Here is a 14009-nt window from a genome sequence, read left to right on the forward strand (position 1 = left end):
AAAGGATTTAATCAATTGCCTTGAATTCCTCTATAATTTCCTCAAATTCCAAACGGTAGTAGGTGCCCTGTTTTTCTCGGTCACGCTCGATGGAGCCCCTGAGCTGTCGGGCTAGGTTATAAATCAGTTTAAGGCCTAGGGACTTTGAAGTTTCTGGGCCAATATCATCGGCATAACCAATGCCATTGTCGCCTAGATGCATTTCATAGCGCTTGTCCGATAACTGACGGAGGGAAATCAAAATTTCACCTGCATCATCCCCTTTTATTCCATATTTCAGGGCATTGGTGATGGTTTCGTTGATAATCAATCCCAAAGGTATTACGGTATCAATGCTGAGCTTGTAATCGTCTACATGAAGATTGACCTTGATCTTATTGGTGTTGCCCTTTACCGAACGCACCAAGTAATTGCAAAGCTCCTCAACATAGGGTCTCAGCTCTATTTTGGAAAGATAGTCATCGCGTTTGTACAACATCTCGTGTACCATGGCCATGGAGACAACCCTGTTTTGACTGCTTTTGATAATGCCGCTAATCTTTTCGTCCGAAACAGCCCTGGATTGAAGGCTAAGCAAACTGGAAACGGTCTGTAGATTGTTCTTGACCCTATGGTGCACCTCTTTGAGCAGGGTTTCTTTTTCCTCAATCCGCTCTTGTACCTCTTTTCTTGATTTATACAGGTTGTGATGCGCGCGCAGGAGATTTCTTCCGAAGACACCGCCCAATAAATACACTGCAAAAACAACACTCAAGAAGGCAAACCACCTTCGTGAAATTTCGGGGACCATGTTCTCTGTAAGGTTCAGATCTGCCAAATCATAAATGAAAATAGCGGCTACCAGTACTAAGTTTACAATAAGGTAGAGTTCACCGTACATTTTGGTTGTCACATATCCAGCAAATACTACAATGGCAAGTACCAAAATAAACGGGCTTTGGATTCCCCCGCTGTGAATGGTGATCAAAATACCCCCGACCATAGCCAATAAGGACGCAATGTTATAGGTAACGGTGAGGTTTTTGTGCTTGTTATAGAGATAAGTGTTGACGAAATTAATGGTAGCATACCCAAAGAAAACTGTGGGGATAATGCCCTTTATATCCAAAAGAAAAATACAAACCAACCCAAATATAATGGATGTCAAGATGGAATTATGACTAACCTTAAGGATCAATTGAATTTTATCCTGCAAACGACGATTTTCCTCGTTGGGCATGTTCATAGGCATGGTACGGTTATCCCTTTTACTACAAATGGTTGAAAAGTGGTAGTAAAAGTAGCTATGTGGGGGTGTTTGGGATGTAAAGCTAATTATGTTTTTGTTATAATCAAAAGCGGCGACCTTAATTGATCGCCGCTTTTTAGTTTTTATGGATGATTGATCATTGGTCGACCAATACCCATTCCCCCTTATCTATCAGAGGCTCAGCTTGTTTGTATTTTATAGTCTTACTTTCTCCAGACATTACATTTTTTATGGTCACCCTTTCGTTTCTTCCAATTTTTGGGCGTTCCCTAACCACAGTTTCCGTGACTTGCGGTCTTCTTCCCTGTGTTTGCCCGGCTGCTCTATTTTGGGCTGCAAGTTCATCACTGTTAGGGATTTCCTCCTTGGAAGTTTTTAGATTTTCCTTGGGCCTCCTGACGGTTCTAGCCTCTTGGATTTGATTGGTGTTTTCCGATGGAAGCTCCCCTTTGAACAAAAATGAAATAACTTCCTTGTTCACTTTGTCGATCATACTTTTGAAGAGCTCAAAGGCCTCGAATTTATAGATCAATAAGGGGTCTTTTTGTTCATGCACCGCCAACTGGACAGATTGCTTCAACTCGTCCATCTTGCGCAAATGCGTTTTCCACGAATCGTCGATGATGGCCAGGGAAATGTTCTTCTCAAAATCCGTGATCAACTGTTTTCCATCACTCGTATAGGCGTCCTCCAAGTTGGTGACCACGTTCAGGGTTTTGATACCGTCCGTAAACGGAACCACGATGCGCTCAAACTTGTTGGTCTGGTCCTCATATACTTTTTTGATCACTTGGAAAGCAATCGTGGCGCTGCGCTCCATTTTCTGCTGATAGAAGTCGTAGGCATCCGTGTATACTTGGTTGGCAATTTCCTGAAAGTTCAACTTTCTAAATTCCTCCTCGGATACTGGTGAAGTGATGGAGAAGTATTTAATAAGTTCAAACTCGAAGTTTTTATAGTCTTCGGCGAGCTTGTTGGTTTCCGCGATCACCTCACAGGTATCATAGATCATATTGGCGATGTCCACCTTCAAACGCTCACCTTGCAGGGCATGTCGTCTTCGTTTGTAGACCACCTCACGTTGGGCATTCATTACATCGTCATATTCCAAGAGTCGCTTACGGATGCCAAAGTTGTTTTCCTCGACCTTTTTCTGTGCCCTTTCAATGGACTTGGTCATCATGGAGTGCTGGATTACCTCGCCTTCTTCCAGACCCATACGGTCCATCATTTTGGCTACTCGGTCCGACCCGAACAAGCGCATCAGATTATCCTCCAAGGAAACATAGAATTGTGAACTTCCCACATCACCTTGGCGACCAGAACGCCCTCGAAGCTGTCTGTCTACACGTCTTGAATCGTGCCTTTCCGTACCCACAATGGCGAGTCCCCCGGCCTGTTTCACCTGGTCGCTCAATTTAATATCCGTACCCCTACCGGCCATGTTGGTGGCAATGGTCACCACTCCAGCATTACCTGCCTCGGCAACAATATCCGCCTCTTTCTTGTGCAATTTGGCGTTTAGTACGTTATGCGGAACCTTACGAACACTTAGAAGCTTAGATAATAATTCCGATATTTCTACCGAGGTGGTACCAATCAGAACAGGTCTTCCCGCTTTCGAAAGATCGGTAACCTCTTCAATAATAGCATTGTATTTTTCACGCTTGGTCTTGTAGATCAAATCGTGGCGGTCATCCCTAGCAATAGGCCTATTGGTTGGGATTTCCATCACATCCAACTTGTAGATTTCCCAGAATTCCCCGGCCTCGGTAACAGCGGTACCTGTCATCCCTGCCAGTTTGTTGTACATTCTGAAGTAATTCTGCAAGGTTATGGTGGCAAAGGTCTGGGTCATGGCCTCAATCTTCACATTTTCCTTGGCCTCAATGGCTTGGTGCAATCCATCGGAATAACGCCTGCCGTCCATAATACGTCCGGTCTGCTCGTCAACTATCATCACTTTATTGTCCATCACAACGTACTCCACATCTTTTTCAAAGAGGGTGTAAGCCTTGAGTAATTGACTCATAGTGTGGATTCGTTCGCTCTTTACAGCAAAATCCTTGAAAAGCTCTTCCTTAAGTTCTGCTTCCTTTTCTATTTCCAGTTCCTGCTCTTCAATCTTGGCAATTTCGCCACCAATATCGGGCATCACAAAGAAATCTTTGTCTTGATCTCCAGAGATATAATCAACCCCTTTATCGGTCAATTCAATCTGGTTGTTTTTTTCATCGATGGTAAACAACAAGTCGGCATCCACTTTGGGCATTTCCCTATTGTTGTCCTGCATGTAGAAGTTTTCCGTTTTTTGAAGCAGCTGTTTTACTCCTTCTTCACTCAAGAATTTGATAAGTGCCTTATTCTTGGGCAAACCTCGATATACACGAAGTAGTAGGAATCCTCCTTCTTTGGTATCGCCCTCTTTGATCAACTTCTTGGCCTCGGCCAAAACCCCGGTCAAATGCTGCCGTTGTTTTAGTACGATATCGGAAACTTTGGGCTTTAACTCGTTAAACTCGTGTCGGTCGCCTTCAGGCACCGGTCCAGAGATGATCAAAGGTGTCCTTGCATCATCGATCAATACGGAATCCACCTCATCAACAATGGCGTAGTGATGTGGTGGTTGCACCAAATCCCCCGGCGTATGGGCCATATTGTCCCGTAGATAATCAAACCCAAATTCGTTATTGGTTCCATAGGTGATGTCCGAATTGTAGGCAGCTCTTCTACCTTCAGAATTGGGTTGATGTTTGTCAATACAATCTACTGAAAGGCCATGGAACTCAAAAATAGGGGCCATCCAGGCGCTATCCCGCTTTGCCAAATAATCGTTTACGGTTACCAAATGGGCTCCTTTCCCAGAAAGTGCGTTGAGATAGAGTGGAAGGGTGGCCACCAAGGTCTTTCCTTCTCCCGTCTGCATTTCCGCAATCTTACCTTGGTGCAAACAAATGCCTCCAATAAGCTGTACATCATAATGGATCATATCCCAAGTCACTTCCTTACCGGCAGCATCCCATGAATTTTTCCAAACAGTACTATCCCCTTCAAGGGTGACGTAATCCTTTGAGCCCGAAAGCGAACGGTCAAACTCTGTGGCCGTCACCGTAAGGGTTTCGTTTTTTGCGAAGCGTTTTGCTGTTTCCTTTACCACTGCAAAAGCTTCGGGAAGGATATTGTTTAAGGTCTTCTCCGAAATTTTGTAGGCCTCTTCGTTGAGTTTGTCTATTTCGGAATAGATCTCCTCATTCCGGTCTATATCCGTTGAGTTTTGCACCTCTTCTTGTAGGGATTCAATTTGATCATTGATTTCCTTACAATCTTCGGCTATTTGGGATTTGAATGCTACTGTTTTTTGACGTAGTTGATCATGTGACAAACCTTCCAATGCTTGTTCGAAGGATTTGATCTCATTTACCAAAGGTTGCAATGCCTTGACATCTTTCTCGGATTTGTCCCCAACAAAAACCTTTAGTACGGAATTAATAAAACTCATGAATAAATTTTCTTTTGGATTGCAAAAGTTGTTCCATTGTCCAGAACGGCATGGAAACCACTTGCAGGGCTGTCAAAATTACATAAAAAAAAGCCTCATAAGAGACTTTTTTAGTTCGGTTTTTATATAAGAAGTTTAATACTCGTCCTCGTTCCAGAGGTAATCTTCCTCGGTGGGATAATCGGGCCAGATCTCCTCAATGGACTCGTATATTTCGCCACCTTCCTCTTCCATGGACTGCAGATTTTCCACAACTTCCAACGGAGCTCCGGTACGGATAGCGTAATCAATTAATTCGTCTTTGGTGGCTGGCCAAGGCGCATCACTTAAATATGAGGCTAATTCTAATGTCCAGTACATAGTAACGGTTTGATTTTTAATTTTTGCAAAAATAATTTTTAAACCCAATTTGTCAAGTAAAAATGGGATTATTTAAAAAATATTTTCGACGTGTTAATCTGAAACGCAGAAAATTAGGATTTATTCTTTCAGTTTTTCAGGAATCCACTTGACCTCTTCCGCGTGCAAATCCTTTGACAATTTTCGTGCCAACACAAAGAGGTAGTCGGAAAGGCGATTGATATATGACAAGAGTTTCTCGGGAACAGGATCCTCCTCGTGCAAATAAGAAATTGTTCGTTCGGCCCTTCGACAGGTAGTTCTGGCAATATGACAGTATGACACGGTGGTATGTCCTCCGGGAAGGATGAAATGGGTCATTTCGGGAAGTTCCGCATTCATTTGGTCCATTTCATTTTCCAGAAATGTTATGTCCGAATCTGATATACGGGGAATCTTTAGACGGTTTTCCTTATTGGGTTCCGTGGCCAAAATAGCTCCAACGGTAAACAGTTTATGCTGAATTTGGGATAGGATATCCTTCGAGTGTGTGTCTATTTCCTGATCTCGCACAAGTCCCAAGACGGCATTCAATTCGTCTATGGTCCCATAACTTTCAATGCGGATATGGTGCTTGGGGACCCGTTTGCCCGTAAACAATGCGGTGGTTCCCTTATCGCCAGTTTTGGTATAAATTTTCATGTCGGTTCAATAGTTATGGGTGAAAGATGATCGAATAGTGGAAAATCGCATCGATAATTGCTAATTGACCATTGCTAATTGTTCTTGGTTCATTGCACCTTGTCAATTGTCCCTTTTGTGCCTCCTTTTCCCATCCATAAATTGCCTAGATCGTCTTCGTTTGTTGCCTCTCTTGTTTCTGAAAAGTATAATCAAATAAATTAGGAACAAGACCCCCAGAACGTACCAAATAGTGTAATCCGTTGTTGTGCTTTCCATACCTAAAATTACCTTTTTATATCCGGATAGTGAAATGTTCCTTTTGCTGCTCCTTCCTGATGAATAGGGCACCTAGATGATACATATCAATGCTAACCGTAATGTTGGGGAGCACTTTTAAGGCATTCCATTGCCCTTGTTTTTTGGGATTTTGATGGATTCCAGCAATCAGGATCATACTATCGTTATGAAGTTTTCCCTCAGAAAGCTGTTGTTTGAAGTGGAATTCCTCAAATTCATTGGCAAAAACCACATCATAGGTAGTTGACTTGAAAGCAATCCCAGGAAAAGATTCCAAAACAACCTGGGCAGCCTCAAGATGGTCCAGAATGGAAATGTTCTGGGCATCGAAATACGCAATACTTTTAAGTAAAACGTCAATGGGTTTAGTGCCGTGCCTTTTTTTCATTCCGTAAAGGCACTTGGTCACGAAGTTGAACACAAAGGGGGAGTGCACCCCATGTTCGTTGGTAGACTTAAGAATGAAATTAAGATACGATACGAATTTGAACATCATTTTGATCGTATTACGATGAAAAGTTACCCTTCCAAAATAGCCGAAAGTTCAAACCAACGTTCGGTCTTGGTCTCTATGGTATCGGTAACCTGGTTGAGCTCCTTGGACAATAACGCTATATCATCTCCGCTTAATTCAGGGTCCATAAATTTATTTTGAAGCGTTGCCTTTTGCTCTTCCAGTTTCTGGATTTCCTTTTCCAGTTGTTTGTGTTCCTTTTGCTCCTGATAGGTTAATTTTCGGGAATCGTCCTTTTCCTTCCACGAAATCTTTTCGGTTTTTTCGGAACTTTGGTTCTTTGCTTCTCGCTCGGCGATCACCTTACTGTTCTCGTAGGCTCTATAATCTGAGTAGTTTCCGGGGAAATCCTCGATAACCCCGTCTCCCTTGAACACAAAAAGGTGATCCACGATCTTATCCATAAAATACCGGTCGTGGGATACCACGATCAAGCAACCCGGAAAATCGAGGAGAAAACTTTCCAGCACGTTCAGGGTAACTATATCCAAATCGTTGGTGGGCTCATCCAAGATCAAAAAATTGGGATTTTGAATCAATACGGTACATAAATACAAGCGCTTGCGTTCTCCACCACTCAATTTTTCCACAAAATCGTATTGCTTTTTTCTATCGAAAAGAAAACGCTCCAAGAGTTGTTGGGCAGAAATTTGTTTTCCCTTTTTAAGCGGAATGTAATCCCCAAATTCCCGAATGATATCAATAACTTTTTGCCCCTCCTTTATTTGGATTCCTTTTTGTGTGTAATAGCCAAATTTTAGGGTGTCTCCCACAACCACTTTTCCGGCATCAGGATGTTCAGTTTGGGTAAGCAGGTTCAAAAATGTGGATTTTCCCGTACCGTTCTGACCAATGATTCCAACCCGTTCACCTTTGGTGAAGTTATATTCGAACTTGTTTAAAATGGTTTTGTCCCCAAAAGCTTTGGAGACATTGTGCAACTCCAGAATTTTACTTCCCAAACGTTCCATGTTCAACTCAAGTTGCACTTGGTGGTCCTGTCTTCTTTGATGGGCTTTTTTCTTGATTTCCTTGAAATCGTCTATCCTGGATTTGGATTTCGTGGTTCGCGCCTTGGGCTGTCTGCGCATCCAATCCAATTCTTTTTTGAAAAGTATTTTAGTCTTGTGCTGTTCCACAGCGTCCCGTTCTTCTCGCGCTTCTTTTTCCCTTAGGTAATACGAGTAGTTGCCCTTATAGCTATAGAGCTGGTTGTTGTCCAGTTCAATGATTTCATTACAGACCCTTTCCAAAAAATATCGATCGTGGGTGACCATAAAAAGCGTCATATTTTCTTTGGAAAAATAAGCTTCCAACCACTCTATCATTTCTAGATCCAGATGGTTGGTAGGTTCATCCAAAATCAAAAGGGCAGGTTTGTTCAGCAAAGCATTGGCAAGGGCCAATCTTTTTTTCTGACCTCCGGAAAGGGTTGCCACCTTGGCATCCAACTGATCTAAATGCAGTTTGAACAGGATTTGTTTGTATTGGGTCTCAAAATCCCAGGCATTGTGCCGCTCCATGGCATCAAAGGCCTGCTGGTACCGGTCGGAATCATCGGGATGTTGCACTGCCTTCTCGTAGTCTGCTATTACCTGTAGGATCTCGTTGTCCGTAGTAAAAATGGTTTCTTCAATGGTCAGATTGGGATTGAGGTTGGGTTCCTGTTCTAGAAAAGAGATTTTAATTCCTTTTCTGGAAACTACCTGTCCGGTTTCTGAGTTGTCTTTCCCCGACATAATGTTGAGAATGGAGGTCTTACCACTCCCATTCTTGGCAATCAAGGCTATTTTTTGATCTTTATTTATTCCGAAGGAAATGTCGGAAAACAGGACCAATTCGCCATAGGATTTCGATATGTTCTCAACAGTAAGTAAGTTCATTCCGAGGGATTTGGTGGTGGTTTAGCCTTTACTAAATTTTAATAGATAGCCATATCGTATGGCCAAGGTTAATAGCAAGGGAATTAGAACTGGGGAGAAAATTTGAACCTTTATAATCCAAAGGAGAATCATTAATGCTAAAAACCCTAATGCTACCCATAGATATTTGCTAAACCAGGAAGGTAAATGTTGTGGGAAGGCGAAGATATAGGCCACTCCCAAATTCGCTGGCAAAGCCCATAAAATGTTGAAGTTCCATGGGGTAGAGGTGTGGTCGGTGGCTACCCAAAGAATCAATAAAAATATACCAATTAGCCCTGTTAGGGTAAACAAGGAAAAATCCAACCATCTGCTACGCGTACCGTGTTTATTATCCAAAAAGGTGACAATGGCCGTAAACAGAAGAAATAGGATGAACCAGAACATGGGGGATAGTGGGAAAAATCCAGTCTGTGTAATTTCCGCGTAATCCAAGACATTGCGTTCCCGTTTTACCAAAGGCTTACCATCCTTTGTGGTATTTCTCAGCTGCCTCATGGCGTAGTCAGGCAAAAACATGTGTTCTTGTACCGTGGCTTTCCGGTCTACGACCGAACCAAAGGCCACGTCAATACCAAAGCAGGCCCATGAATTTACGTTGAGGTTTTGCCGCACCAATTGTCTAAAGGTATACTGCTGATCCAAATACGATCCGTCGAATTCAATGGCATCTCCAAATTGGTCTTTTAAAATGGTTCCAGTAATGCTGGAACAATTGTTCAGCAGTGGGTCGTATAGGTAATCCCGATTTTCCGGTAGGTAGTTGGTCTCAAAAAAATTGAGCAATTGATTCTTTTCTGCAAGTGTTAGGTCCAATATTTGTTCCCTGACCCAGCGTTTTTCAAGCTCGTATTCAAATAAAAATCGGTCAAAGCTGCTTCTGGACAGCCAAAAAATCAGTCTACCCTTAACAAAATTCCCATAGAAGTTAGGCCGATTAAAATCAAAGGTGCCATAATTGTAGACCACATCAATACCTAAAACCGAATCCTGTACCCGAAAGGCCGTATGCCCAAAGAGGGAATAAAGTTCTTCACCAGGCGAACAAGTCAACAAGCTAATTTGTGATTTTTCGGATAGCGATGGGGTTTGGGAACACAATCGTCCGCCAAATAGTAGCAATAGCACCAAAAGGAAAAGTGGGAGCCTAATTTGTGACATAGTCCCGCAAATATCAGAATAAAATGCGCAAGGTGTATCCCCAAAATCAGTCACTTCATTTTTTAGCTTATTTTTACGAAAATCCCAACCCAATGAGGTCCTATATTCCCAATTTTTTAACACTTCTTAATCTATTCAGTGGTTGCGTTGCCACGGTTTATGCGGTGCTCAACCATTTGGAAATGGCAGCGCTCTTTGTTTTCATTGGTATTTTCTTCGATTTTTTCGATGGGTTGGCTGCCCGGGCCTTGAATGTGCAAAGTGAAATTGGGGTGCAACTGGATTCTTTGGCCGACATGGTCACCAGCGGACTTGTTCCGGGAATAGTGATGTTCCAATTGTTGGATATGTCCCAAACTTTAGGTTGGGAAGAAGGGCAAAGTAGTGATTTTATGGGGTTGGGCGAAAATGTGGCTCCCATCGCTTTCTTCGGATTCATCATAACCTTGGCTTCGGCCTATCGATTGGCCAAGTTCAATATTGATGAGAACCAAGTTTCTTCTTTTGTTGGCCTACCCACGCCGGCCAATACACTTTTGATTTTGTCCTTGCCGCTTATCCTCATGTACCACCATAACGATACGCTCAACGAAATCATCCTTAACCAATGGTTTTTAATGGGATTGACATTGGTAAGCGCATACCTGCTCAATTCACGAATTGAACTCTTTGCCCTCAAATTTGATAATTGGAGCTTTAAGGACAATGCGGTACGTTATCTATTTATCATAGGAAGTCTGGTTCTGTTAATGACCCTACAGTTTTTAGCCATTCCCGTAATCGTGGTTTTTTATATTTTAATATCGATGGTAAGTAAAACCCCTTGAAAAGTGGTTACGGAAAGCAAAAGATATAGATCAAAAGTAGGCCCTGTATTGCTGATTTTTATACTACTGATTTATGGGGCTGCAACTTATTTTTTGCTTATGGATTGGAATTGGACCGGAGGGGTGATCCATTTTTCGGTTATGATATTGACCTTGTACCTATTGTTTTCAATTTCGTATGAAGTCAAGGGAAGGGAATTACTGATCAATTATGCAGCTTTTTATCAAAAGAAATTGGATATATCCACGATTACCCATATCGGTGAATCGCGAAATCCCATGGGTTCGCCTGCTGCTTCCTTAGACCGTTTGGGAATTAGCTATAAAGGGGGATTTGTTTTGGTTTCGCCCAAGGACAAAAAGGGCTTTGTTGACCATTTAACTTCGATCAACCCTAGAATTACGATTCAATTAAAGGAAAAAGAGTAACTAAAAGTCCAACTTCTTTTTTCGAAGCTCAAAATTTTGTCCGAGATATACCTTTCGCACCATTTCGTCCACAGCCAATTCCTCGGGTACCCCGGCTTTTAGAATTCCACCTTCGAACATTAGATAGGAACGCTCGGTAATGGCCAAGGTTTCTTGAACATTGTGGTCGGTGATCAGGATACCGATGTTCTTGTTCTTCAATTGGGCCACAATACGCTGGATATCCTCGACAGCCACGGGATCTACACCGGCAAAAGGTTCATCCAACAAAATAAACTTAGGGTCGGTGGCTAGCGCGCGTGCTATTTCAGTACGTCTCCGTTCACCCCCAGAAAGTAAATCCCCCCGGTTCTTACGGATGTGCCCCAAACCAAATTCATCAATAAGCGACTCCATCTTCATGTGCTGCTCTTTTTTGGTGAGATTGGTCAATTGCAGTACACTCAAAATGTTTTTCTCGATGCTCAATTTTCGGAATACGGAAGCTTCCTGGGCCAAATACCCTATGCCATGTTGTGCCCTTTTGTACATGGGAAAGGTGGTGATTTCCATATCGTCCAAAAAAATCTGCCCGCCATTGGGTTTGATCAATCCCACGATCATGTAGAACGATGTGGTCTTTCCGGCACCATTTGGGCCCAGTAGCCCAACAATTTCTCCCTGGTTAACTTCAAGGGAGATGCCTTTTACGACCTTTCGGCCGCGATAGGCCTTCATGATATTTTCAGCACGTAGCTTCATAAGAATTCGCCAAAACTAAACATATTCTTCTTTGGGGTCACTGACTTTGGGATTTTTTTAAGCCTCACTGGCTTCCAGTTCCTCCCAATATTCATAAGCGCGCCTAAGATGGGGAATAACTATGGTACCGCCGATCAAAGTAGCAATTCCCAAGGTTTCCATAACCTCTTCTTTATTGGCGCCGGACTTTTTGGAGCTTTCCAAATGATACTTGACACAATCATCGCACCGCATTACTGCCGAGGCTACAAGACCTAAAAGTTCCTTGGTCTTTACATCCAAGGCGCCTTCCATAAATGCATTGGTATCCAAATTGAAAATACGCTTGAGTACTTTGTTGTTTTCGGCCAGCAGTTTTTCGTTCATCTTGGCCCGATATGCATTAAATTCCGCTACTTTATTTGGCATTTTGCTTTTCTTTTTTGGCTTCTTTTTTAACCACAATACTGGAGATGTAAATACTTGCTTGGTATAGCATTAACACCGGAATGGCAACAATAATCTGGCTGGTCACATCGGGAGGTGTAATTACCGCACATAGGATCAGCACAACCACCAATGCCATTTTCCGATATTTTTTGAGAATTTCGGGAGTGACCAACCCAATTTTCGTTAAGAAGAAGATAATAATGGGCAATTCAAACAAAATACCACAGGCTAATACAGATGCCCTGACCGTGGCAATAAAATTGCTTAAATCTATTTCGCTGGTGACTTCTTCACTTACCGTATAGGTGCCCAAAAAATTAATGGATAGCGGGGCAACGACATAATAGCCAAACAATACGCCCATAAAGAACAGGGTAGAGGCTACGAGAATAAATCCTCGGGAATATTTACGCTCATTCTCATGAAGTCCTGGACTTATAAAACGCCATAATTCCCATAAAATGTAAGGAAATCCTATTATTACTCCTGCCCATATGGAAGTCCATATATGCGCAGAAAATAATCCTGCCATAGTTCTATTTTGAATCGTAAAAGGAAACGAATCAGCACAAAAATCTGAGGTTGCACCGAAGAATGTGGCTATATTACAGAAAAAGCGATAGGTCGGGAAATCCATTCTTTTAGGTCCAAAGATGACCGTGTCAAAAATGAAGGACTTCATTACAAATGCAAAACATGCAATGATAACTACGGCCAGCACCGATCTTATCAAATGCCATCTTAATACTTCCAAATGGTCCAAAAAGGACATTTCGTTTGGGTTGGTCTGCTCCTTAGTTGCCATTATAGGATACCTTCGTTTATAAGATTATGAATATGGACTACACCTGAATACGTTCCATTGCTAAAGGCTAACAACTGGGTGATTCCATTGTCTTGCAGAATTTTTAGGGCCTTTACGGCCAGGGTGTCCACGTCAACGGATTTTGGATCCTTGGTCATGATATCCCCTGCGGTAAGATCCCCGATATTGTCGTAAGTACTTAACATTCGCCTTATGTCCCCATCGGTGACCACACCTACTACCTTATTATTTTCCATGACAGCGGTTACGCCCAACATTTTTTCGGAAATTTCAACGATTACCTCTTTTACGCTGGAGTTGACATCCACTTGGGGCTTCTGATTGTTGATCACGATATCTGCGACCCGCAAATACAGTTTTTTGCCCAAAGCTCCTCCTGGGTGGTATTTGGCAAAATCCGCACTGCTAAACCCGCGTAATTCCAATAGGCAAATGGCCAGTGCATCCCCCATAGCCAATTGGGCCGAGGTACTGGTGGTCGGTGCCAGATTGTTTGGACATGCTTCTTTTTCCACATAGGCCCCAAGCACAAAGTCGGCTTGTTTGGCCAAAACGGATTCCATATTTCCGGTAATGCCAATGAGTTTGTTTCCCCCATTTTTGATCAGGGGAAGCAGAGCCTTTATTTCTGCTGTGTTCCCGCTCTTGGATAGGCAGACGACCACATCGTTATTTTGAATGGTTCCCAAATCGCCATGAATGGCATCGGCAGCATGCATAAAAATAGCAGGGGTTCCCGTGGAATTAAGCGTGGCCACAATTTTGGAGGCGATTATGGCGCTTTTGCCCACCCCGGTCACCACAACCCGCCCTTGGGATTTTAAAATATGTTGGACAGCAGCAGCAAACTGCTCATCCAATTGACCGATCAAATTGTGGATGGCCTTGCTTTCTGTTTCCAGGGTCCTTTTTGCAATGGATAGAATAGATTGGGTTTCGTCCAAAGTAATTAACTGATTATCTAATTGTATTCCTAAAAGAATGTCTTATATTTAAGTTTACAAAACTAAACAAACTATCTCTTACAGACCATCTAGAGGAGATAGATTACTTCTTCTTTTAAATGGATGTTTAAAATGAGGATATGAACCA

At 42.5% G+C, this 14009-nt stretch carries 13 protein-coding genes; 2 read left to right on the forward strand and 11 right to left on the reverse strand.

Features of this window, described 5'->3' with window-relative positions:
• Window positions 1-7: 7 nt before the first annotated feature.
• From M3P07_RS02345 to M3P07_RS02375, 7 genes are all read right to left on the reverse strand, one after another.
• Window positions 8-1225, reverse strand: coding sequence for a sensor histidine kinase (locus M3P07_RS02345; protein WP_249968288.1), 1218 nt, complete (start codon window positions 1223-1225; stop codon window positions 8-10).
• A 160-nt stretch (window positions 1226-1385) separates the two neighbouring features.
• Entirely contained in the window at window positions 1386-4748 is a 3363-nt protein-coding gene (gene secA, locus M3P07_RS02350; protein WP_249968289.1) for a preprotein translocase subunit SecA, read from the reverse strand.
• A 135-nt stretch (window positions 4749-4883) separates the two neighbouring features.
• Window positions 4884-5108: a DUF2795 domain-containing protein gene (locus M3P07_RS02355; RefSeq protein WP_013551418.1), complete on the reverse strand. Its 225-nt coding sequence runs from the start codon at window positions 5106-5108 to the stop codon at window positions 4884-4886.
• 120 nt (window positions 5109-5228) lie between these two features.
• Entirely contained in the window at window positions 5229-5789 is a 561-nt protein-coding gene (locus tag M3P07_RS02360) for a cob(I)yrinic acid a,c-diamide adenosyltransferase (RefSeq protein WP_249968290.1), read from the reverse strand.
• Between the two features lie 274 nt (window positions 5790-6063).
• A complete protein-coding gene (locus M3P07_RS02365) occupies window positions 6064-6564 on the reverse strand; it encodes a hypothetical protein (protein WP_249968291.1) in 501 nt (166 codons plus the stop codon).
• A gap of 23 nt (window positions 6565-6587) precedes the next feature.
• Window positions 6588-8465, reverse strand: a complete 1878-nt coding sequence (locus M3P07_RS02370) for an ABC-F family ATP-binding cassette domain-containing protein (RefSeq protein WP_249968292.1) — start codon at window positions 8463-8465, stop codon at window positions 6588-6590.
• A gap of 21 nt (window positions 8466-8486) precedes the next feature.
• Window positions 8487-9665 carry a lipoprotein N-acyltransferase Lnb domain-containing protein gene (locus tag M3P07_RS02375; RefSeq protein ID WP_249968293.1) on the reverse strand — a complete coding sequence of 393 codons (1179 nt, stop codon included), beginning with the start codon at window positions 9663-9665 and terminating at the stop codon, window positions 8487-8489.
• Between the two features lie 92 nt (window positions 9666-9757).
• Between M3P07_RS02375 and M3P07_RS02380 the strand changes: the two genes are divergently transcribed.
• Both M3P07_RS02380 and M3P07_RS02385 read left to right on the forward strand, forming a co-directional pair.
• Window positions 9758-10492 (forward strand): CDP-alcohol phosphatidyltransferase family protein, encoded by a 735-nt coding sequence (locus M3P07_RS02380; RefSeq protein ID WP_249968294.1) that lies wholly within the window; start codon window positions 9758-9760, stop codon window positions 10490-10492.
• Window positions 10493-10495: 3 nt separating this feature from the next.
• Entirely contained in the window at window positions 10496-10921 is a 426-nt protein-coding gene (locus M3P07_RS02385; RefSeq protein ID WP_249968295.1) for a PH domain-containing protein, read from the forward strand.
• Here the strand turns inward: M3P07_RS02385 and lptB are convergent, their stop codons facing one another.
• The 4 genes from lptB to M3P07_RS02405 are packed head-to-tail and all read right to left on the reverse strand — an operon-like array spanning window position 10922 to window position 13861.
• Window positions 10922-11662, reverse strand: a complete 741-nt coding sequence (gene lptB, locus M3P07_RS02390) for an LPS export ABC transporter ATP-binding protein (protein ID WP_249968296.1) — start codon at window positions 11660-11662, stop codon at window positions 10922-10924. It lies immediately after the preceding gene.
• 57 nt (window positions 11663-11719) lie between these two features.
• Window positions 11720-12070 (reverse strand): carboxymuconolactone decarboxylase family protein, encoded by a 351-nt coding sequence (locus M3P07_RS02395; protein ID WP_249968297.1) that lies wholly within the window; start codon window positions 12068-12070, stop codon window positions 11720-11722.
• Window positions 12060-12896 carry a twin-arginine translocase subunit TatC gene (gene tatC / locus M3P07_RS02400; RefSeq protein ID WP_249968298.1) on the reverse strand — a complete coding sequence of 279 codons (837 nt, stop codon included), beginning with the start codon at window positions 12894-12896 and terminating at the stop codon, window positions 12060-12062. Before tatC ends, M3P07_RS02395 begins: the two co-directional genes overlap by 11 nt.
• Window positions 12896-13861 carry a KpsF/GutQ family sugar-phosphate isomerase gene (locus M3P07_RS02405; RefSeq protein ID WP_249968299.1) on the reverse strand — a complete coding sequence of 322 codons (966 nt, stop codon included), beginning with the start codon at window positions 13859-13861 and terminating at the stop codon, window positions 12896-12898. Before M3P07_RS02405 ends, tatC begins: the two co-directional genes overlap by 1 nt.
• Between the last annotated feature and the right edge of the window lie 148 nt (window positions 13862-14009).

The organism is Flagellimonas myxillae (genome assembly GCF_023502235.1).
Lineage (GTDB): Bacteria > Bacteroidota > Bacteroidia > Flavobacteriales > Flavobacteriaceae > Flagellimonas > Flagellimonas myxillae.

What these genes read in the sequence shown, in the direction of transcription:
- M3P07_RS02355 (WP_013551418.1), bottom strand. Translation starts at nt 5,108, where the DNA reads ATGTACTGGACATTAGAATTAGCCTCATATTTAAGTGATGCGCCTTGG.
- M3P07_RS02370 (WP_249968292.1), bottom strand. Translation starts at nt 8,465, where the DNA reads ATGAACTTACTTACTGTTGAGAACATATCGAAATCCTATGGCGAATTG.
- tatC (WP_249968298.1), bottom strand. Translation starts at nt 12,896, where the DNA reads ATGGCAACTAAGGAGCAGACCAACCCAAACGAAATGTCCTTTTTGGAC.
- M3P07_RS02395 (WP_249968297.1), bottom strand. Translation starts at nt 12,070, where the DNA reads ATGCCAAATAAAGTAGCGGAATTTAATGCATATCGGGCCAAGATGAAC.
- lptB (WP_249968296.1), bottom strand. Translation starts at nt 11,662, where the DNA reads ATGAAGCTACGTGCTGAAAATATCATGAAGGCCTATCGCGGCCGAAAG.
- secA (WP_249968289.1), bottom strand. Translation starts at nt 4,748, where the DNA reads ATGAGTTTTATTAATTCCGTACTAAAGGTTTTTGTTGGGGACAAATCC.
- M3P07_RS02380 (WP_249968294.1), top strand. Translation starts at nt 9,758, where the DNA reads ATGAGGTCCTATATTCCCAATTTTTTAACACTTCTTAATCTATTCAGT.
- M3P07_RS02345 (WP_249968288.1), bottom strand. Translation starts at nt 1,225, where the DNA reads ATGAACATGCCCAACGAGGAAAATCGTCGTTTGCAGGATAAAATTCAA.
- M3P07_RS02365 (WP_249968291.1), bottom strand. Translation starts at nt 6,564, where the DNA reads ATGATGTTCAAATTCGTATCGTATCTTAATTTCATTCTTAAGTCTACC.
- M3P07_RS02375 (WP_249968293.1), bottom strand. Translation starts at nt 9,665, where the DNA reads ATGTCACAAATTAGGCTCCCACTTTTCCTTTTGGTGCTATTGCTACTA.
- M3P07_RS02360 (WP_249968290.1), bottom strand. Translation starts at nt 5,789, where the DNA reads ATGAAAATTTATACCAAAACTGGCGATAAGGGAACCACCGCATTGTTT.